This is a genomic window from uncultured Hymenobacter sp. (assembly GCF_964242765.1).
Classification (GTDB): domain Bacteria; phylum Bacteroidota; class Bacteroidia; order Cytophagales; family Hymenobacteraceae; genus Hymenobacter.
In genome coordinates this window covers 1-20,663 of the sequence record NZ_CAXTBM010000039.1, presented here as the reverse complement: position 1 = coordinate 20,663, position 20,663 = coordinate 1, and the positions used below count along the sequence as shown (strand labels likewise).

Sequence of the window (20,663 nt, the reverse complement as noted above, 5' to 3'; positions counted from 1 at the left end):
TGCTGTGGTTGCCCGCCCGGGTGATTGGCCGCTTGGGCTGGAGCAAGCAGTTTAGGGCTAGCCCAGAATTGTTGAACGCCACTTCTTTGTACTTCCTTGCACATCTGCTTCATTTCCCGCCGCTATTTTCCCGCCATTTCTGGCATGAGTGTTTACGCGCAAAACCTGTTGCGCGAACTGGTAGCACTCGGCCATCAGGTAACCATGATTTCGCAGTACCGCGGCGATGCGCAGGGGCGGGGCGTGTATGGTGGTGGCCCGCCGCCGCCGGTGCCCGGCGTGCGGGTGCTGGGAGTTGAAGCACTCGGCGAACAAAACGGGGGACGGTTCGAAGACGACATTCAGACGCTGCTAGCGGCCGTGCTACAGGCACACGCCGAAATTCCGTTCGACCTTATTCACGCTCAATACGGCTACCCGCCCGGCTTGGTGGCGCTGCTGGCCAGCCGCCGCTTAAGAATCCCCAACGTGGTATCCATCCAGGGGGGCGACGGGCACTGGGTGGGTGTGAACTGTTGCAAAACGCACCAGCAAGCCATTCGCACTGTGCTCGATCATGCCGGAGCGGTGCTGATTGGCTGTCAGTCGTTTGCGGACGAGGTGATAGAACACCACGGTACCGCCACCAACCGGTTTACTGTTGTGCCCGGCGCGGTGGATGTCGAGCGTTTCCGGCCGGCGCCGGGCTGGCAGGCTGGGCAGTGGCGCAAGCCACAGCAGCCCACGCTGCTTTATCACGGCCGCGTAGACCGGCGCAAGGGCGTCCTCGATTTGCTGGCCGCTTTCCGTGAGCTGGCTCCTACGCGCCCCAACTTACGGCTGCTGATTTCTGGCATCGGGCCCGACTACGAAGAAGTGTGCCGGCAGGTGGCCGCGGCTCCTTGGGGCGCACAAGTGGAACTGGCTGGCTACGTCGACTACGATGCCGTGCCCGCCATCTACCAACGCGCGGACGTGTTTGTGTCGCCAACTTATGCCGAGGGCTTTTCCAACACCATTCTGGAAGCCATGAGCAGTGGCCTACCCGTAGTAGGCGGAGCCGCCGTAGGCGTGGTCGACTGCCTGCGCGACGCCGACAATGGCCTGCTCCATCCGCCCGGCGACGTGCCCGCCCTCACCTACGCCCTGCGCCGCCTCCTCGACGATGAGGCATTGCGCACGCGCCTAGCGGAAACAGCGCTGGCCGAAGCTCGCCAAAAATACGCCTGGCCCACCATTGCCCGACAGATAGCTGGCGTGTATGAGCAGTTGCGTGGCACCGCCCCCAATCTGAACTGGCTTGAGAACACTGCCCCACCCGAAGCTTGCCGCTACCGCGAAGCCCCGCATCTGCTGTAAGCGCGGACATAAGCCAACTGTTATGCCTTGCCGAGCGTCCACCAATCGAAGCATCTGGTGTGCTGACCTTGCCAAAGTAACCGTCATGCTAAGCGGAGCCGGAGCATCTCACTGGTGTAACAACCTCAACCGCAGTACGCCAGATGTTCCGATTCCGCTTAGCATGACAAGTCAGAGTATTTTTTCGGCGATTGTCAATTACCGTTAACTTCTCCTCATCTGAAGGCGACTAGCTTCCTAGTTTCAGGTCAAGAAGTGTAGTGTTGGGGCGAAAAGATTTCCGTAGTTCACTTGAAATCGGTCCACTGCTTTATTCACTAGCTACATAGTCTTTTGTCTTCTATGCCGACGGCTCTTTTCGTTTCGCCTCACCTTGATGATGTGGCTTTCTCTTGCGGTGGCACGCTAGCCACATTGGTAGCGGCGGGGTGGGAGTGTGTACTGACAACGGCTTTTACTTGCTCGGTGCCTAACCCTACGGGGTTTGCATTAACTTGCCAAACAGACAAAGGCTTGGCGCCAGATATAGATTACTTGGCCTTGCGGCGAGCAGAGGATACGGCCGCAGCCGCGCATTTAGGCGCGCAAACAGTGCATTGGCTGAACTTGCCCGAAGCCCCACACCGCGGCTACGAAAGTGGTCCGGCCCTGTTCGCCGGTATGCTGCCAACCGACCCCATCTGGCAGGAGCTTGCCGAGTTGCTCGCAACCGAAATTCAGGCGGTGCAACCCGCTGTGCTGTTTGCGCCGCAGGGCTTGGGCAACCACGTCGACCATTTGCATACTATTCGCGCCGTGCAACAGGTAGTTGGGCGGTTACCAGTGCTTTGGTATCGTGATACCCCTTACATTATCCGGCAGCCGGCAGCGGTACCGGCAGCCGAGTTGCCGCCAAGGTTGCAGGACGTAGCCGTAGTTGTTGCGCCAACTGCCTTAGCCGCTAAAGTGGCCGCGGCGCGAGCCTATCAAACGCAACTTGGGTTTCAGTTCGGTGGATCAGCGCAGGTGGAAGATGCACTGACGCACCTGGCACTGAGGGAGGCCGCAGCTAGCGGATTGGCCGGCATAGCAGAGCGGTTTCTCAGCGCTTCCACAGCAGTGCCGCTTCCCTTTATGGTAAGCTAAGACGGCAGCGAGCGGGCAGGCAGAGCAAAGCTTGAAGGGAGTTGAATACCACGCATAAGGGTAGTTCACTCCGCCCCAATAAGCTGCCTAGAACCTAGACTTTGCTGAAATCCGGGCGTAGCAAGAAACCGGAGAAAATAGAGTAGGCCCTTTAACAATAAATAACTAATACAATTGGTAAGCAGCGCGAAAAACAGGTAGATATCATGGATCAGTAAAGTGCAAAGCACTGTCGAGGTTGAAAATGGGATACTAATAAAATTAGGGCTTACTTGTAAGATATCTAGAACAATCATAACCATTACCTGTTCCAAAATTCCTCGCGGTTAGGGCTTTCACTGCGCCTTCCACAACTACTTCTCTTTTATCATGGTTTCAACTACCACACTTACCAACCAAAGTTCTCAACTGCCACTTAGCTCAGAAGCGCCCGCGCGGCTAGGCGTTGCCATTGTCGGAGTAGGCGGAGCGGTGGCTACTACGGCCATTGCAGGCGTGGCATTGCTGCGTGCCCAAGCCATGGACACCACTGGGCTGCCCCTGGCTGATTTGCCGGCCGAGCTTACTTCCCAATTAGTTGACTACCAGAATCTGGTGTTCGGGGGATGGGACCTGAGCCCTGCCGATCTGGCCACGGCTGCCCGCCACCACCGCGTGTTGGAACCCGAGCAGTTAGTGGCGGCCGAGAAGGAACTGAGCGCCATTCAGCCCTGGCCGGCCGTGGGCAACGTCCGGTTCTGCCGCAACGTGACGGGAGTGCACCAAGTGGCAGCCTGCGATTCAAACGCAGCGGTTGAGGCTATCCGCGCCGACTTGCGCCGCTTCCGGCAAGAGCAGGAGTTGGATGATGTGGTAGTGATTCATTTGGCTTCCACCGAAGCCGCTCCCGATTTAACGGCTGATATTTTCTCGACTCCGGCAGCATTCGAAGCCGCAGTAGGCGCCAACGATGAGCGGATTCCGCCGGCCATGCTCTATGCCTACGCCGCTATTCTCGAAAACGCACCTTACGCCAACTTCACGCCTTCGGCCGCGGCCGATGCGCCGGCTCTGCACCAGTTAGCGCGTGAGCGAGGCGTGCCCGTGACCGGCAAAGATGGCAAGACCGGTCAGACGTTCATGAAAACCGTGCTGGCTCCCGCATTTAAAGCGCGCAACTTAGTGGTTGACGGCTGGTTTTCCACCAACATCCTCGGCAACCGCGACGGCGAAGCCCTTGCTAGTCCCGAGTCGTTAGCTTCTAAAATCACCACCAAAGGTTCGGTGCTCGATGATATTCTCGGTTATCCGGTAGGCAGCCACTTGGTGCACATCCACTACTACAAGCCCCGCGGCGACAACAAGGAAGCCTGGGATAATATTGATTTAGTGGGCTTTATGGGCCAGAAGATGCAAGTCAAGGTCAACTTCCTGTGTCGCGACTCCATTCTGGCGGCGCCTTTGGTGCTGGAACTAGCCCGCTTGCTGAACCTCGCTAGCCGGCGGCAGCAGGGAGGCGTGATTGATGCGCTGGGCGTATTCTTTAAGTCGCCTATGGTGTCGGAGTTTGGCCGCAAGCCCGAGCACGCCTTCGAGAAGCAGCAACTGGCGCTGCTGGCTTGGCTGGCAGAAACCGGAGCAACCTCGGCAGTGGTGGATTCCGAGTCGGTGGTAGCCCAAAATCGAGTGTAAGTGTCAGCGGCCGTACTTCAAACGACCAGCACCGTTTCCGGTGAAGCAGTGCTGGCCCATCTGCCCCAGTTGCTGCCGTTGCTGCGCGAGCTAAACGACCTGAAGCGGGTGCGGGTAGCGGGCACGGACGGCTCGTTGGCAGAGCAGCTTTTTGCCAGAAGCTGGCAGGCGTTGGTGGCGGGTGAGGATGCTACCACCGTGGCCCTGCGCGAAACAGCGCGCGCACTGGTCGCAGTGCGTCTGCCCGGCTACACGGTGCCTTTGCTTACTAGCTTGGGAATGAGTGAGGAAGATGCGGAAGCAACCTTGCAGCTTGCTCTAACCGGTGCTGGTGCCTCGCTCGCACCCGAACTGCTAACAGAGTTGCAAGCGGCCTGGATGCTGGAGGCCTTGCAGGGCTCAGCGGAAACGATGCGACCTGCAACGCCCACCTTCGTAGCGCAATTAGCGGCACAGCCCCGGGCCGGAGCTACGCATCCGGGCCGGCCGCGCATCATGCTGGTTCCCACCGAAAGCCACGCCGACCATTGCGCTCTAGTGGCTGTGTACGCGGTGCTGCTAAGCCCCACTTTCCAGGCCGAACCAGGAGAAGCCTTCCTCACGGCGCTAACGCACCACCTGCACAATGCGGCCCTGCCCGACCCTGGCTTTGCCGGCGACGAACTACTTAGCCACCGTCTGCCAGGTTTGATGCAGCAAGCTACCACGCAAGCCTTAGCGCAGCTACCCGGCGCCGTGCGCCGCACCGCTGAAGCGGCCTTGTTGCGCACCCGTACCCTCGACAACCCCGCCGCCAAAGCCTTCCACGCCGCCGACGTTTTCGACCGAACTTTGGAAATGGCCTGGCACGACCAGAGCGCCCGTTTTCGCCTCTACCAAGCCCTCGACGACCTCAATATCGTGCACGCTGGCTTCACGCAAACCTTTCACCAGCAGGTGCTAAGCGCCGCCGGACTATTGCCAACCGGTTGACCTCACCCCCTAGCCTCTCTCCAAAAGAGAGGGGGAACTACATATAGATTCTAGCTCTAAAAAGTAGGGCCTCATTCCCTCTCAGAACTGGCTATAAAAGACTAGTAGATAACTTTCTAGAGCTAGTTCCCCTCTCTTTTGGAGAGGGGGCTAGGGGGTGAGGTTTCCCGCCAGAACATTCATCTAATCATACACGCTGAGCTTCTTGCCAAATTCAGTTTCAACGAAGATAAAGTGGGGAATAGTAGGCTGCGGTTGGGTGGCCCGCGACTATGTGGCGCCCGCAATTCAGGGGTCCACTAACGGGCAACTAATAGCGCTGTGTGACCTCAACGAGCGGGCCTTAGCGGAGTTCATGCCGAACAACAACGAGTTGCATCGAACCTCGGACTTAGCTGATTTCGTGTTGACGCCTGGACTACAGGCTGTGTACGTGGCCACCCCCAACGCTAGTCACGCCAAAGTAGTGGCTGCGCTAGCTGCTGCCGGCTTACCAGTGCTCTGCGAGAAGCCACTGGCCCGTACCGCCCCCGAAGCCGCTGCTATGCTGGCAGCCGCCGAAGCACATGGCACCTTGTTAGCCACCGCCTTCGACCAACGGTTTCACCCCGCGCACCAGCGCCTGCGGGAATTGATTGAAGCCGGTGAACTGGGTCGCATTACCTGCCTGCGCCTGCATTACGCCTGCTGGACCCCCGCCGACTGGACGCCCGACACCGATCAAGGCACCTACCGCAACTGGCGCATCGATGCCCACGAGGCCGGTGGCGGCGCCATGATAGACCTGGCCCCCCACGGCCTCGATTTAACGCAGGTGCTGCTCGGGGAAGCCATAACGGAAATAACTGCTCTCACTCAGCAGCGCATTCACGAGTATCCGGTGGATGATGGCGCTGTGCTAATAGCCCGTACTGCCAGCGGTGTTTTGGTTTCTCATACCGTAGCCTACAACTGTCCCGATGCGTATCCGCGTCGTACCCTGGAGGTTATCGGCGACAAAGGCCGGGCGCTGGCCCTGAACACGATGGGCCAGACCCCCGGCGGTACGCTCACCCTCACCCGCCCCGACGGCACCACCCAAGAAGTGCCGTTCGACCAAGAAGCGTCTCCTTTTCGGCGTCAAGTGGAAGCCTTTGCTGAAGCAGTTCGCACAAACACCCCGTTTCCTTTTCCCCCGACGCTCGACCTGCACACCATGCACTTACTCGACGCGGCGGCCCGCCCCACCGCGCCCCACCTCACGCCCGCCGTTGGTCTGTATGGCCCGGCTAATGTGACTGTCGAACACCCCTAACGCCAAGATCTTGCTGGTGATTCGTTGGCTGTAGCGCGAAGCCTGAGCTTCGCGTATCGTTGAACGAAAGGAACCGCGCCGCCACAACAGCAACTGTGCAATAGACGAAGCGCCGTTGCGTGGTAGAGCCGTTCAATGAGCCGCCCAGCGGAAACAACGTGCTACAACCTGATTCTATGCCTCTTAGCCATTACGTATGCACCAACTGCGGCTTCTGGCAGCGGTACTTCCCAGGCGGCCCACCCAACTGCCCGGTCTGCCTCGACTACCGGCACCCACTGCCCCCCGATGGGTGGGAGTTCCGCACCGCGGCGCAGGTAGCAACAACGGTGGCGGTGTTGTGGCAGGAAGTGATGCCCGGTATCTGGCAATTCTGGAACGAGCCGCAGTTGGGCATCGGGCCGCGGGGTTACGTGGTGGTGGATGCCGAGCATGGCAACCTCGCCTTCGAAGGCGCCGGCTACTACGACCAAGCCGCGCTTGATTTCATTGCCAGCTTGGGCGGTTTGCGCTACCTCTCGGCTTCGCACTGCCACGTGTACGGGGCGCTGTGGCAACTGGTGGAAGTGTTCCGGCCGGAGGTGGTGATGCAGCAAGACGAGCTCAACTTCACGCAGGCTTTCCGGGTGAGCTGGCCGTTCGAGGACCGGGCGGAGTTGCACCCCGGCGCGGTGCTGCACCACACCGGTGGCCACACGCCCGGCCACACCGTGTTGCACCTGCCCGCTCGCCACTTGCTGTTCTGCGGCGACGCCCTCAAGTTCCAGCTCAACGAAGCCGGGGCGGCCGTGGCCATCAGCACCCACCGCGCCTACGACGCCCACATTCCCCTTTCGCACGCCGATGTGCGCCGCTACCAAGCCGTGCTCGAACCACTTGATTTCGACGGAGTTCTGACGCCCTGGGAGCCGGTGCCGCACGGGGGCAAAGCCGCCGCCCGGCAACTCTTTGCCGCGCAACTCACTGGCCGGCCGTTCGCCGATTTTCTACCTATTTCGCCTTCTGCTCATGACGCCTAACCTTCCTCCCGACCCGGCCCCAGTGGCTTTGTACAAGAGCGCCTTGCCCTCGGCTCCCGTCTATGAAATTCCGCTCACCAGCCTCGACTACTTGAACGTGCCCGTTTGGAGCTTGGCCCAGTGGCTACCGGGGGGCATGAGCACCGGCACCGGCTACGGCGCCACCGACGACCAAGCCCGCATCGGGGCCTACGGCGAAATCACCGAGGAAACCTTCGTGAATCTGTACCTGATGCAGATGCCGCGCCGGCAAGCTTCGTACCGCCAGTTGCAAGCGGAAGGCGTGCCCTGCCTCGACCCGCTGCGCGACCGGCTACCCGTCGGCACCGCCTACACGCCCGATGCAGAACTACTCTGGACCCAGGCCCGCACCTATCCAACGCAAGAGGTGACATGGGTGCCCATCGAAACGGCCGCCACCTGGCCCGGCGACTGGCATGGTCAAGAGCAGCACGACTGGCTGTACACGCCCATTACCAACGGCATGGGCGCCGGCGAGTCGCTGGAACGGGCCCTTTCGCACGGGCTGCTGGAACTGTTGCAGCGCGACGGCAACGCCATCAACTACCGCGCCCTCGACCAGGGCGTGCGCATTGAGCTCGACGAAGTGCAGAACCCCGACACCCGCGCCCTGCTGCAACGCTACGACGAGGCTGGTCTGGAAATCCAAGTGAAGCTCGCCTCCACCGATTTCGGCATCACCAGCCTCTACGTGGTAGGCTACGAACGGGACTTGAACCGGGTGCCGCACCCGCTTATGCTCACTGGCTGCGGCGAGGCTGCGCACCCTGACCGGGAAATAGCCCTGGCCAAAGCCTTGCTGGAATTTGCCTCCAGCCGGGTGCGAAAACGCTTCGAGCACGGCGACGTAGCTTGGCTGGAAAACGTGGCGCCCGGCTATTTAACGCAGGTGCGGCAAGACCCGCCGGTGCTGGCCAACCAGGAAAAGCGCGCCGCTGAGGCCATGCGACAATGGCTGGATTTGAGCGCCCCCGAACTGTTTGCCCGCGTACAGAATCCGGTATTTGGTGTGACGCGCACCGTAAAGTTTTCCGAGTTGCCCACCGTGCCATTCAACTCCCTAGCTGCGCCAACTGACTTGCTGCGGGTAGTGCAGGAGCGCCTAACGGCGGCCGGTCTGAGTGTGTATTATGTCGAGTTCACCGACCCCAATGGCCCGGTACGCACCGTGAAGGCCGTAGTGCCGGAGCTAGAAGTTGAAACCATGACCTACGACCGAATCGGGCGCCGCAACCTAGAGAAATTACTGGCCCGGCGCAGCCCGCTGGTCGGCCTTGGCGACCCGCCCCCGGGTGCTTTGCGGGTGCCTTTGCCCGCCGCCGATGAATCCGCCCTTGGTGGTTCGGCTTGGTTTAGTCCGCAGCTAGCCCGCCAGACAGTCGGGGAACTGTACGCTCTCTACCGTGAGCCCGAGCGTCACGTATACCACGTTAGTGCGCAAGAAGCCACTTCCTCTCATGCCTGACTTAACCTCCCGCAACTCCGCTACATCACCAATGGCGCTTTCTTCGCTTGATCCGAACGCGGAAAAGCTAGAAACCAAGACGCGCCTGCGCTACGCCTACAACACCAACGGCGCCGCCAACCACCGACTCGATGATGCCCTAGTGCTGATTGCCGAAGCCGGCTACGACGGCGTAGCCCTCACCCTCGACCATCAGCACCACGACCCCTACGCCCCCGATTTCAGTGGCCGCACCACGGCGCTGGCATCTCGCCTGCGCGAGCTAGGCTTAGGCCTAGTGTTGGAAACCGGAGCCCGCTACCTGCTCGACTACCGCCAGAAGCACGAACCCACGCTCCTGTCTCTCGCCGCCGCTGGGCGCGCCAAACGGGTTGATTTCCTGACCCGTTGCCTCGATATTTGCGCCACTTGCCAAGGCGAAACGGTGTCGTTTTGGGCTGGGGTGCCGCAGCCCGGCGTAGCGCCCACCCAAGCCTGGGACTGGCTGCTCGAAGGTTTGCATCAAGTGGTAGCCGCCGCGCAGCAGCGGGGTGTGGTTGCCTCGCTGGAACCCGAGCCCGGTATGCTGGTTGAAACCGTGGACGACTACCTGCGCCTGCGCCAGGAGTTGCCCGACCTGAAACTAGCCCTCGACACCGGCCACTTGCTCGTAACCGGCGAGCGGGACCCGGCCGCCGCCGTAGCAGAGTTTGCCCCGCACTTAGGCACCGTGGCGGTAGAGGATATGCGCCGTGGCGTGCATGAGCACCTGCCCTTCGGAGAAGGCGATATGGATGTGCCCGCCATCTTAGCGGCCTTACAAAGCATTAATTTTTCCCGCCTAGTATGCGTGGAACTCTCCCGCGAGTCGCACCGGGCCCACCAGATGATTCCGCAGGCGCTGGCCTATCTGCGCCAACTAGAGGTGAAACCGATAGTTGATGAACATCGTTAGTTGTCAATAGGTTATACAAGTTAGGAGAGTAGATGAAGCAATAGCCGACCTGCTTTAGCACCTACTTGCTGTAACATCCTGCTCTGCCTAATTACCTATCATGACACGCATCAAGCGAAGCCGTAGGCCTTCGACTTTGTTTGATGCGCGCCGTAACTCGGGATGGATGACCGACACTATTTTTATATGACGTGAGTCAGAATGCTAGGTGGGAAGATTCCGCTCAATAAATCTAATTTCTCCAATAGTAGCTATGGAACGAGGTTGCGAAATCATACGTCTTGCTATTACTGTTTCTCGGTTTAGAACGTTGCGACGATAGGTAAGGCACAGAAGCACTGCTACTTTCCAGATATATAGTTAAGCTGATAAGCAAGGCATGGTAGAAAGGCGTAGAAGGTTACGAGGCACAATTGGTGTATTAAGCTAAAATTGCGGACAGATTGCAATCAGCAAAGAACAGCGATGGTGTCCAATAAGAATTGGAATCAAGATATTGGGTCAGGCTGGGACTTTCACTCACCTATTGCGGCGGGAGTTCCGGTCGGTTGCAGACTACCGGTTGCCTATTACCCGTGCTACCCGGCCTGGCCTTTGGTATTACTAACACGAAGCCCCCGCTGATAACCAGTGGGGGCTTCGTGTTAGTTGGAAATGATAGTGACCCTAAATGGAAGCGCACCCAATCGGTGACGAAAATTAATGAGTTACAATTACCTTCTGTTGGTATAGTGCAGATTCGCCACGTACCTGCAATAGGTATATACCAGCCGGCACTGCGTTCAGAGATAGTTGAGTTTTAAGTTGCTGAGCAGGTACCGACCATTGTCGCACCGTGTGGCCGTTCAAGTCTACCAGAGTGGCAGGGCGAGTTTTGGAAACGGCAGGCAATTGCACGGTTACGAACTCACTAGCCGGGTTAGGATACAACTCCAGGGGCTGTAACGCCAGTGCGTAGCGTGTAGCCAAACCTATGTTAGCTAGCCTAGCCAAGCCGATACGGACCTGTCCGGCTACGTAGCGGAACGAACCGAAAAGCACGATTTTGCCATCGGTGGGTTGGAGGACAATGCCTGTTAATACATCGTCACCAGTGAAAATACTTTGCGGAATAGCAACTGGGCTAAAGCTTGCGTCGAGGCTGCCGTCAAGGTTGAGTCGAACAAGCGTGTTGCTGTAAGCAGGAGAGTTGCGGCTGGCAAGCAGGCGACCATCTGGCTGTACGGCTCGCAGAAGATAAGAATCCGCTAATGAGGAATAAGTTGGGTCAATGCTACCATCAACTGTGAGGCGAACCACACCGTAAGGCGCTGGCTGACCATTGAAGGTGGTGAACGAGCCACTAACAAGTAAGCGTCCGTCGGGCTGTGGCAGAACTGTATAAGTAGCACCAGTACCAGCTGCTGTTCCCACTGAGAAAGTGTTGTCTGGAGAACCGTTGGCGTTGAGGCGCTCAAGAGTAGTAGCCGATGAGTTTGGAAAATCATCACTCACTACCAACAGCTTACCGCTAGATTGTACCAGCACCTTAGCCACACGGCGGGCTGCCTGACTACCAACCGTCACAAAAGTATTATCAGGCGTGCCATCAGCGTTAAGCCGGATCAGGCCATTTAAGCCGCTCAAGGTACCATAGCTACTGAAACGACCAAACACAAGTAATTGCCCGTTGCCTAGGTCAACTGCGCCTTGCAATTGCGCAGGTGTTATACCGGGGCTGAATGTAGTTGGCCCAAAAGGCTGTGCATTAAAACTGTTGTCAACGGCACCCGATGCCAACTGCCGTCGAATTGAAGGAATCAGAACTTGGTTCCCCAACAGATAGAAGTTGCCGTTAGGCTGCACGGCCTGTACAATGTTAGTACCACTGGTGGATGGGGAAACGAAACTAGCATCGAGAGTACCATCGGCGTTGATGCGCCGTACTGCGTTGGCGATGCCAGGAGCAGGTAAGCCATTAAACTCCGTGAAATTGCCAGTTAACAATAGCTGCCCGTTGGGTAGTGGTACTGCCTGCGTAAGCATACCCCGAGCCTCGATTACTGGCGCAAATGTTGCATCAAGTAAGCCAGTTGTACCGTTTAGCCTAACAATGCCGCCATAAGAAGTAGCATTGTATTGAGGAAATCCCCCGGCAACCAACACTTGGCCGGTAGGAGTCACCGTAACAGCGTTGACTTGGTTGCTAGCTCCAACGCCAGCCGCAAAGTTCATATCGAGGCTACCTGTGGAGGTGAGGCGAGCTACTCGGCCTCGAGCTACTCCATTCACTTGGGTGAAAACGCCTCCGATCACAATATCGCCGTCAGGCTCTAGGGTAATACTGCGTACAGTATTATTAGCGCCAGTACCAGGCTGGAATGAGTTATCGAGTGTGCCATCCAGTAACAAGCGCGCTATTCGTCCGGCTGGCTGCCCATCAACTTGTATAAACGATCCTCCTATTAGGAGCTTGCCATCGGGCTGCTGGGCCAGGGCTGCTATAGGACCGAGGTTGATATTCGTAGTGTTGACAACAAAGCTGGGGTCTACCATACCTGCGCTGGTCAGGCGGACTAGCCAACGTAGTTGTTGGCCATTGGAGTTAAAGTTATCGAAAGAACCGCCTATCAGAATACTACCATCAGCTTGCACCAAGATGGCCGATATTGTCCCCCCTTGGGTTAGATTAGTGCCGATGTTGAATGACGAATCAATTGCTCCGTTAGGTAGTAGCCGTACAAGCCCACTAGTCTGTATGCCGCCATTGAGAGTCGCACCGCTACCAACCAGTATTTTGCCATCTGGTTGCAAAGCTATGCCACTGATCTGTCGGATAGAAATAGAACTGCCAAAGGTAAAACTTGGATCAATTGAACCATCAGAGTTGAGACGCACCACTAATGGAAGAGGCTGGCCATTGAATGTGGTGAAACCGCCGCCTACTAAGATTTTGCCATCTGGTTGAAGCACAATGGCCGAGATGAAACCATTAGCTCCGGTGCCACCTACGTTGAATGTCGCATCGGTGGTACCGTCTGGATTGAGGCGCTGTATTTTTCCGGTAAGGGCTCCATTGACAAAGTCGAAGCCTCCAGCGACCAGAATTTTGCCGTCCGGCTGTACGGCCAGCGAATTTACGGTTAACTGCAAACCAGCTGTGAGAGGAGTCTTCAACACTGTAGGTTGAAAAGAAGGGTCCAGCGACTGTGCCTTTAGTACTGTGATGCCTTCCAACGAACAGAACAATGTGGCCAGCAGAGAAATTCTAGTAAGAATTTTGTGCATAAACGTTAAAGCAAAATGAGTTTGACTAAACAGTATTGAATGACGATGGTAAAGTCAGTATTAAATAAGAGGACAAGGTAATGAGCTAATATGGTATTATTTGTATGAGCTGCCTTGGCAGGGGTTAGTGCAGAGGGTTTTTATTAAACTTTTTTGATATTTATTGTTTTATTTCCAATTGTGCGGTGAAGTCGGAGATGAGAAGAGTATCTAGCTTGATGGCCTGTAACCATGTTCAAAAAAGCAGCAGTTAATTCAGTAATGAGCTAAAATAATGCGAATTGTAAAAAGGTAGAATCCGATGCTAATAACCCATAATACAATGGGTCATTAGCATCGGATTCTACCTTTTAGGTTGCCTGAAAATTAGATCACCGCCAACTATCAACTTTCTTAAAACGAGTAGTTCAGCGACGCTTTGATTACGCGGTTCTGCGCGTCGAAACGGTTGCTTTTGTCGAGCGACGAGAGGCCGTAGTCGTAGCCGGCACTGAAGCCGATGCCACCGGCGGACTGGTAGCCGATGCCGCCTACTACGCCAAAGTCGACGGGGCGGAACTGGTCTTTGATGTCGAAGTCTTGCTTGTAGGCCGAGAAGCCGAGGGCGCTAGCTTCCACGCGGGCATTATTGCTAACCAAAAAAGAGGCCTGGGGACCCGCAAAAAGGTAAAAGCCAGGCGTGATGTAAGCTTTGGCCAGCACTGGCACATCGACATACGCCATGTGGGAAGTGGCCGTGACGCGGGCGTTCAGGAAGTCGAGTGGTTCAAATGGAATGGTGCCAACTAGCTTCGCGCCCTTCTCGGAGTAGCTGATGCCCGGTTCGATAGCGAAGCTCGAACCCAGCGGCAGTGTGGTGTAAAAACCCACGTGGAAACCGGGCTTCATTTCCTTGGTTACAGCTCCGCTCGAAAAGTCGGCTACATTCATCACGCTTTGTACCGCGTCACCCGACCAGTCGGAAACGTTTAGGCCGGCCCGGATACCGAACTGTGGCCCCAATATGGAACTAGTTGATTTAGGGGAGTATACCGAGCGGGCTTGCGCTTTGCCGGTATATTTGCCAGTATAAGCAGGTACGCGGTGGGGCTGAATCTGGGCCTGCGCGGAAAGGGTGCAGGCGGAAAACAAAAGGGTAGCCGCGGCCAGGCGGCCGAAAAGTCGCTTCGTATTCATAGTCAGGAAAGGAAAGGTTGTGAACCGGCGTCACGTTGCGCATCACAGAATGCCGGGGTTGTACTATGCAATTACAAAACCGTGCCAATTCCGTGATGCTAAGCTACACGCCCTTATCCTAAGCCCAATGAAGACTCTGCACTAGACTATCATCATATCGAAGTGAACTCCGCTCGGAAACGGATCCAGGTGGTCTTCTGGTAACCGAAGCAGTATAGAAACCTACTATTCTGCGTCTCGCAGTTCATCAAGTTCAAGAATTTGCCGGCCGCAAAATCTCAACTAGGATAAGTGAATAGTAAATACCTAGAACGTCATGCAGAGCACAGCGAAGCATCTCGCCTGCTGATGCGAGAATAGTAATTCAGTGTCAGCGGGCGAGATGCTTCGCTGTGCTCTGCATGACGGCCTTGTAGTAGGCCCCAATTCTTGCTCTCCATGCAGCCTACTGCTTTACACTGCAAGGATTTACAACTGGTTGGGAATATTCCTACTGCTTTTTCACGGCCTTTTCTGAGCTAGCTTTGGCGTTGCGTGGAGTGGTGGCGGCAAGGCGTCTTTCGATGTCCTCAACCATATACAGCGCATCGCTCTTCATTTGGGCGTCGTCGGTGAAGTAGCGAGCGGCGGCGCGGGCCTCGTCGCCGGCCTTGCTTAGCTGCTTGAGCTCGTTGTAGCTGTAAGCCAGATGGAAATGAGTCCAGGCGTAACTTGGGCGCAGTTTGATGGCCCGTTTGAAAGGCGCAACGCTCTCCGCAAACCGACCCCGCAACATGTGCACGTAGCCGAGCGCATAATAAGACGTGAAGTCGCCGAGGCCGTGGGCATTGGCCGTGGTGTAGTTGCGCGCTACCAATGACATCAGCGTTTTGGGCGACTTCTCGGCTTCAGCACAATCGCACTGCAACACTTGGTAGTAGTAGTCGCCCAAGGCCCGGCTTATTTTGTAGTTGGTGGGGTACTGCTTTTTCAAACTCAGCAGCGTACGCTCTACCGGAAAACTGTAGGGTATGGCGGCGCGGCTGTAGCGGACCCGCAAAGAGTCGAGCCGTTCGAGCGGTTCCAGGTCGCGGAAGCCGAAGGCCTCATACTCGCGGCTCCGCAGACTATAGTTAAGAGCCAATTCCATCTTCTTGAGCACGATAGCTGGCCGGCGGTGCTTGGGGTCGAAGCGGTTCAGGGCCTTAAAAGCCGACTCGTACTTGCGGTCCAGCATCAAACCCGACGCTTTTTCAAGCACTTCCGCTTCAGCAGCAGCCTTGGTTTGGGCCGTTGAGGATTTGGTTTGCGTAGCAGCTGGTTTGGTTGGGGCGGCAGTGGATTTAGCTTTAGACGACGAGTTAGGTGGAGTGACGTCGGACTTGGTTTGCGCGGCCGATGGCCACGCAAAACTTAGCGGTAAAACCAAGAGAAAGAGGAAGCGGTGTTGCATAGGTGAGATTGTATACGAAACTCGGGGCGGTACCAGTTAACAAAATGAACAAGGTAAATCGTTGATTTTCTGAAAATCTTTCTTCACCTTGCCGCCGTTAAGCTACTTACTGATGCCCCAGCAACGCTACTTTTTTGGCTTTTATTACTTCTGCGCTTCTGCGTAGTCGAGCAGCCGCCGTGTAGCTTTTCCAACCTGAAAACTCCAGCGCCTCTCGACTTCGAGAGGCGCTTTTTTTACGTCTTTTCCTTCCATGCGCCACTTCGCCCCCATTTTTACCTTCTTCTATTACCCGTTCTTTTACTCGAAGAACTAGGCCCGTTTTTGCCGCTGCTGACTCACCGCACCACCGCAAACCCAGGGCTCCGCACAGTGGAGCCCTTTTTCATGCTTGTTTCCTAAGTCCCGTGCTTCCTTCTCCTTCTTCTTATCGGTCACCCCTAATGTCCTCTTCTTCCGCCATTGCTATTCAGGGTTATGCGGGCAGCTTCCACGAGTTGGCCGCCCGTCATTATTTCGGCTCAACCCCGGCTATTGCGCCCTGTGCCACCTTCGGGGAAGTAGTGCGGCAAGTAACGAGTGGCAACACCGAAGTTGGATTGATGGCCATCGAGAATTCCATTGCCGGTAGCATCCTGCCCAACTACAGCTTGCTGCAACGATCGGCAGTGCAGGTAACGGGTGAAATCTACTTGCGCATCCGGCAGCACTTGATGGCTTTGCCGGGCCAAGAGTTGGCTGATATTCGGGAGGTGCATTCGCATCCGGTGGCACTGCTGCAATGCGCCGATTTTCTGGCGTTGCACCCCTGGCAGCTCGTCGAAACGGTAGATACGGCTTTGAGTGCTCGGCACTTGCGCGAGCACAGCCAAATCGGTATTGCGGCCGTGGCCGGCGAAGCGGCTGCTCGGCTTTACGGCTTGGAAGTGCTGGCCCACGATATTCACGCCGACCCCGAAAACTACACCCGCTTCTTGGTATTGGAGCGCAAAGACCCCGAGCGGTCCATCAGCACGGCCAACAAAGCCTCGCTTTATTTCCACACCGACCACCAGCGCGGCAGCTTGGCCCGCGTGCTGACTTGCATTGCCGGCCACGGCTTCAACCTCTCCAAGTTGCAGTCATGCCCCCGGCCAGGCCGCACGTGGCAGTACTACTTCCACGCCGATGTCGAGTTCGACGAAGCCGCCCAGCTACCGGCGCTGCTGCAAGAGCTGACCCTGCTCACCGACGATCTGCAAGTGCTTGGTGCCTATCAACGCGGCGAATATTATTGACCGAGTCCGCCTCTCGCCACCAAGCATATGCTTGGTAAGACGCTGCTAACGGCAGCTCTGCCTCAACAAGAAACAAGATAATGCACCAAGCAGAAGTTTGGAAATCTTCCCGAGTAACTGGCAACCATCAACAAACCGCCATGCAAGTTTCAACTGCTCAGCGCTTAGCGAATACCGGTGAATACTACTTCTCGCAGAAGCTGCGCGAAATTGCGGCCCTCAACCAAGCCGGCGCCGACATCATCAACCTCGGCATTGGTAGCCCCGACTTGCCGCCGCACCCAACCGTAACGGCGGCTCTTACGGCCTCAGCAGCGCTGCCCACCACCCACGGCTACCAGAGCTACCAAGGCATTCCGGCGTTGCGTGCGGCCGTAGCTGAGTGGTACAGTCGCGCCTACGGTGTGACCCTCGACCCCGCCACCGAAGTGCTGCCGCTGCTCGGCTCGAAAGAAGGCTTGATGCATATTGGCATGACGTTCTTGGAAGCCGGCGACGTGGTGCTGATTCCGAACCCCGGCTACCCCACCTACCGCGCAGTAGCGGAAATCTGCGGCGCCACCATCCGCGAATACGACCTAACGGAAGCCGCTGGCTGGCTGCCCGATCTGGAAGCGCTGGCCGAGTCGGACTTGAGTAAGGTGAAGATGATGCTGGTCAACTATCCGCACATGCCCACTGGCACCCGCGCCGATGCGGCGTTCCTGGCGCGGTTGGTGGCCTTCGCGCAGCAGCATCAGATTATGCTGATCCACGACAACCCCTACAGCTTCATCCTCAACGATGCGCCCATGAGCTTGCTGGCGGTGCTGGGGGCGCGGGAAGTAGCTTTGGAGCTGAATTCGTTGAGCAAGTCGCACAACATGGCTGGCTGGCGCGTGGGCTTGCTGGCGGGCCGCGCCGATTGGCTGCGGGAAGTGCTGCGCTTCAAGAGCAACATGGATTCGGGGATGTTTCTGCCGGTGCAGCAAGCGGCCGTAGCAGCGCTGGCCCTTGGGGATGAATGGTTTACGGAGCTAAACGCCGTGTATAAAGCCCGGCGTGAGGTGGTGTTCGAACTGCTGCACATCCTCGGCTGCCAACCCGACCCCGAGCAAACCGGCCTGTTTGTGTGGGCCGCCGTGCCATCCGCCTACGCCAATGGCTATGCCCTCAGCGACGAGCTACTGAATGAAGCCCGCGTGTTCCTGACGCCCGGCGGCATTTTCGGTAGCAACGGCAACGGTTTTATCCGGGTGAGCCTCTGCCAAAGCGAAGCGGTGCTTCGGAAGGCAGTGGACCGCATTGTGCAGTCTCGCAAGGCGTTGGCTTAGCAAAACACAGGTAAACTTCCACCGAACATGACCATCGTAACCGTAATAGGAATTGGGTTGATTGGGGGCTCCCTGGCGCTGAGCTTGCGCCAACAGGGCTTAGCTCACCGATTTATAGGGGTCGAAGCAAGCCCCGAGCACGCCCGACGGGCGCTAGAACTCGGCTTGATCGACGAAATTGAAACCGACCTCGCCACCGCCGTAGCCGCCGCCGACCTGGTGGTAGTGGCCGTGCCCATGGACGCTATGCTAAGCGTGCTGCCGCAGGTGCTCGACGCTGCCACCGGCCGCCAAGTGGTGGTAGATGTGGGTTCTACCAAAGAAAAGCTACTGGCTGCCGTGGCCGAGCACCCAAACCGCGGGCGGTTCGTCGCCATTCACCCCATGGCGGGCACCGAGTACTCCGGGCCCGAAGCGGCCGTGCAGCACTTATTTGCCGGCAAAACCCTGGTGGTGTGCGACGCGCACCGCAGCGACCCGGATGCGGTGCAACTGGTAGAAGAGCTATTTCGGGCACTGCCCATGCGCTTGCTCTACCTCGATGCCGCCGACCACGACTTGCACGCGGCGTACGTGTCGCACATTTCGCACATCACTTCTTTCGCATTGGCACTCACGGTGTTGGAGAAAGAGAAAGAGGAGCAGCGTATCTTTGATTTGGCCAGCGGCGGTTTCGAGTCGACGGTACGTTTGGCGAAAAGCTCCCCGGCCATGTGGGTGCCTATCTTTCGCCAGAACCGCACCAACGTGCTCGACGTGCTCGACGAGCACCTGCGGCAGCTCCAAGAACTGCGCCGCCTGCTAGCCGACGAAGACTACGAAGGGCTGCGGCAATCCATCGAACAAGCCAACCACATTCGCAAAATCATTTCGTAGCGCGGCCGCCATTGAGCTTTCGCCTAATAGACACAAAATCAAAACTTCGCACATTCACCTTAATACCATGAACCAAACTGCCCTCGCGCCCAAGACCGTGAACATCCACAAAAAGGCGCTTCTAATTTCCGGACCATGCAGCGCCGAAACCGAAGAGCAAGTGCTGCAATCCGCCACTGAACTGGCCGCTACTGGCCGAGTGGATATGCTGCGCGCCGGTATCTGGAAGCCCCGCACCAAGCCGGGCATGTTCGAAGGCATCGGCACGAAGGGCCTGCCGTGGTTGCGCAAAGCCAAGGAAATAACCGGCCTGCCGGTAGCTGTGGAAGTGGCCACGGCCAAGCACGTAGAGGATTGCTTGGCTTTCGAAGTGGACGTGCTGTGGGTGGGTGCCCGCACCACCGGCAACCCGTTCTCGGTTCAGGAAATTGCCAACGCGCTGCGGGGCGTCGATATTCCGGTGCTCGTGAAAAACCCGATTCACCCGGAGTTGGAGCTGTGGGTAGGCGCCGTGGAGCGCTTAGCCAAAGCTGGCCTGAAAGACCTCGGCCTCATCCACCGCGGCTTCGCCAGCTACGGCAACACCGACTTCCGCAACGCCCCGATGTGGCACCTGCCCATCGAGATGAAGCGCCGCATGCCCGACCTGCCCATCATCTGCGACCCGAGTCACATCTGCGGCCGCCGCGACACGCTGGCCGCCGTGGCGCAGCAGTCCATCGACCTTGACTTCGACGGCCTCATGCTGGAGTCGCACCCCGACCCGGACAATGCCTGGAGTGACGCCAAGCAGCAAGTAACGGCCGCCGCCCTCAAGGACATGCTGGAGCACTTGGTATGGCGCCACGAGCCCGACAACCAACGCGAATTCCAGACGGCTCTGGCTGGTCTGCGTGCGCAAATCAACCAGCTCGACACCGAAATCATGCAGTTGCTCGGCCGCCGCATGGGCGTGGCGCAGCAGATTGGTCAGTACAAGAAAGACAACGACATCACCATCCTGCAAACCACTCGCTACAGCGAAATTTTGGAGCGCAGCCTGCGTCAGGGCACTGCTTTGGGCCTCACGCCTGAGTTCATCCATAGCTACCTCGAAGCAGTTCACTTAGAGTCTATCAACCGCCAGAACAAAGTGATGAACTCGTAGCAGCGCTGCTGGTTGGTTCGGTATTGTGCTCGTTAAGAAGTGCAATGCAAAGATTAACTGTTGGCCGCCGGAGCTTCGTGGCGGCAGTTGTTTACGTGGCTGTAGCGCGAAGCTCAGGCTTCGCGCTACAGCCACGTAAACAACTGCCGCCACGAAGCTCCGGCGGCTACTACAAACTCCGAGGCCAAAAGAAAGATAATTAAAGCTACCGTCAGCCGTTTTCGGTAGTGGGCCTGGGTGATAGGCAGCGGTTAGCAATCGGAATACGTTCTATACCTTCGGATAAACTTCTATTCGGGTACGGGTTCTTTTACCAACGAGCTATTGGACAAGCGA

General features: G+C 57.3%; 15 protein-coding genes. 12 read left to right on the top strand and 3 right to left on the bottom strand.

The genetic code is table 11. The features are described 5' to 3' along the window. Positions 1-96: 96 nt before the first annotated feature. From ACFE7X_RS16180 to ACFE7X_RS16145, 8 genes are all read left to right on the top strand, one after another. Entirely contained in the window at positions 97-1,338 is a 1,242-nt protein-coding gene (locus tag ACFE7X_RS16180; RefSeq protein ID WP_375436723.1) for a glycosyltransferase family 4 protein, read from the top strand. A gap of 342 nt (positions 1,339-1,680) precedes the next feature. Beyond that, positions 1,681-2,463 (top strand): PIG-L deacetylase family protein, encoded by a 783-nt coding sequence (locus tag ACFE7X_RS16175; protein ID WP_375436722.1) that lies wholly within the window; start codon positions 1,681-1,683, stop codon positions 2,461-2,463. Between the two features lie 369 nt (positions 2,464-2,832). Beyond that, positions 2,833-4,134 (top strand): inositol-3-phosphate synthase, encoded by a 1,302-nt coding sequence (locus ACFE7X_RS16170; RefSeq protein WP_375436721.1) that lies wholly within the window; start codon positions 2,833-2,835, stop codon positions 4,132-4,134. Then, on the top strand, positions 4,135-5,106 hold the full coding sequence (locus ACFE7X_RS16165) for a hypothetical protein (protein WP_375436720.1): 972 nt from the start codon (positions 4,135-4,137) through the stop codon (positions 5,104-5,106). A 205-nt stretch (positions 5,107-5,311) separates the two neighbouring features. Further along, positions 5,312-6,400, top strand: a complete 1,089-nt coding sequence (locus ACFE7X_RS16160; RefSeq protein ID WP_375436719.1) for a Gfo/Idh/MocA family protein — start codon at positions 5,312-5,314, stop codon at positions 6,398-6,400. Between the two features lie 176 nt (positions 6,401-6,576). Then, positions 6,577-7,419, top strand: coding sequence for an MBL fold metallo-hydrolase (locus ACFE7X_RS16155; protein ID WP_375436718.1), 843 nt, complete (start codon positions 6,577-6,579; stop codon positions 7,417-7,419). After that, positions 7,409-8,905, top strand: a complete 1,497-nt coding sequence (locus ACFE7X_RS16150; protein WP_375436717.1) for a YcaO-like family protein — start codon at positions 7,409-7,411, stop codon at positions 8,903-8,905. Before ACFE7X_RS16155 ends, ACFE7X_RS16150 begins: the two co-directional genes overlap by 11 nt. Continuing rightward, positions 8,898-9,839: a sugar phosphate isomerase/epimerase family protein gene (locus ACFE7X_RS16145; RefSeq protein ID WP_375436716.1), complete on the top strand. Its 942-nt coding sequence runs from the start codon at positions 8,898-8,900 to the stop codon at positions 9,837-9,839. Before ACFE7X_RS16150 ends, ACFE7X_RS16145 begins: the two co-directional genes overlap by 8 nt. A 699-nt stretch (positions 9,840-10,538) precedes the next feature. On the opposite strand, the gene ACFE7X_RS16140 is transcribed toward ACFE7X_RS16145, so the two are convergent. From ACFE7X_RS16140 to ACFE7X_RS16130, 3 genes are all read right to left on the bottom strand, one after another. Further along, positions 10,539-12,995, bottom strand: a complete 2,457-nt coding sequence (locus ACFE7X_RS16140; RefSeq protein ID WP_375436715.1) for a T9SS type A sorting domain-containing protein — start codon at positions 12,993-12,995, stop codon at positions 10,539-10,541. A gap of 504 nt (positions 12,996-13,499) precedes the next feature. Beyond that, on the bottom strand, positions 13,500-14,282 hold the full coding sequence (locus ACFE7X_RS16135) for a porin family protein (protein WP_375436714.1): 783 nt from the start codon (positions 14,280-14,282) through the stop codon (positions 13,500-13,502). Positions 14,283-14,772: 490 nt separating this feature from the next. Beyond that, on the bottom strand, positions 14,773-15,714 hold the full coding sequence (locus ACFE7X_RS16130) for a tetratricopeptide repeat protein (RefSeq protein ID WP_375436713.1): 942 nt from the start codon (positions 15,712-15,714) through the stop codon (positions 14,773-14,775). A 443-nt stretch (positions 15,715-16,157) separates the two neighbouring features. Here ACFE7X_RS16130 and ACFE7X_RS16125 point away from each other — a divergent pair, with 443 nt between their 5' ends. The 4 genes from ACFE7X_RS16125 (at position 16,158) to ACFE7X_RS16110 (ending at position 20,327) form a co-directional block, all read left to right on the top strand. Continuing rightward, entirely contained in the window at positions 16,158-16,991 is an 834-nt protein-coding gene (locus ACFE7X_RS16125; RefSeq protein WP_375436712.1) for a prephenate dehydratase, read from the top strand. 140 nt (positions 16,992-17,131) lie between these two features. Beyond that, complete coding sequence (locus ACFE7X_RS16120; protein ID WP_375436711.1) at positions 17,132-18,304, top strand: pyridoxal phosphate-dependent aminotransferase; 1,173 nt, start codon at positions 17,132-17,134, stop codon at positions 18,302-18,304. A gap of 27 nt (positions 18,305-18,331) precedes the next feature. Beyond that, on the top strand, positions 18,332-19,180 hold the full coding sequence (locus ACFE7X_RS16115; RefSeq protein ID WP_375436710.1) for a prephenate dehydrogenase: 849 nt from the start codon (positions 18,332-18,334) through the stop codon (positions 19,178-19,180). Between the two features lie 67 nt (positions 19,181-19,247). After that, positions 19,248-20,327, top strand: a complete 1,080-nt coding sequence (locus tag ACFE7X_RS16110; RefSeq protein WP_375436709.1) for a chorismate mutase — start codon at positions 19,248-19,250, stop codon at positions 20,325-20,327. Positions 20,328-20,663: the final 336 nt, after the last annotated feature.

Coding starts and splice junctions, on each gene's coding strand:
- ACFE7X_RS16130 (WP_375436713.1), bottom strand. CDS start 15,714: ATGCAACACCGCTTCCTCTTTCTCTTGGTTTTACCGCTAAGTTTTGCG.
- ACFE7X_RS16170 (WP_375436721.1), top strand. CDS start 2,833: ATGGTTTCAACTACCACACTTACCAACCAAAGTTCTCAACTGCCACTT.
- ACFE7X_RS16175 (WP_375436722.1), top strand. CDS start 1,681: ATGCCGACGGCTCTTTTCGTTTCGCCTCACCTTGATGATGTGGCTTTC.
- ACFE7X_RS16115 (WP_375436710.1), top strand. CDS start 18,332: ATGACCATCGTAACCGTAATAGGAATTGGGTTGATTGGGGGCTCCCTG.
- ACFE7X_RS16145 (WP_375436716.1), top strand. CDS start 8,898: ATGCCTGACTTAACCTCCCGCAACTCCGCTACATCACCAATGGCGCTT.
- ACFE7X_RS16135 (WP_375436714.1), bottom strand. CDS start 14,282: ATGAATACGAAGCGACTTTTCGGCCGCCTGGCCGCGGCTACCCTTTTG.
- ACFE7X_RS16155 (WP_375436718.1), top strand. CDS start 6,577: ATGCCTCTTAGCCATTACGTATGCACCAACTGCGGCTTCTGGCAGCGG.
- ACFE7X_RS16150 (WP_375436717.1), top strand. CDS start 7,409: ATGACGCCTAACCTTCCTCCCGACCCGGCCCCAGTGGCTTTGTACAAG.
- ACFE7X_RS16125 (WP_375436712.1), top strand. CDS start 16,158: ATGTCCTCTTCTTCCGCCATTGCTATTCAGGGTTATGCGGGCAGCTTC.
- ACFE7X_RS16120 (WP_375436711.1), top strand. CDS start 17,132: ATGCAAGTTTCAACTGCTCAGCGCTTAGCGAATACCGGTGAATACTAC.
- ACFE7X_RS16110 (WP_375436709.1), top strand. CDS start 19,248: ATGAACCAAACTGCCCTCGCGCCCAAGACCGTGAACATCCACAAAAAG.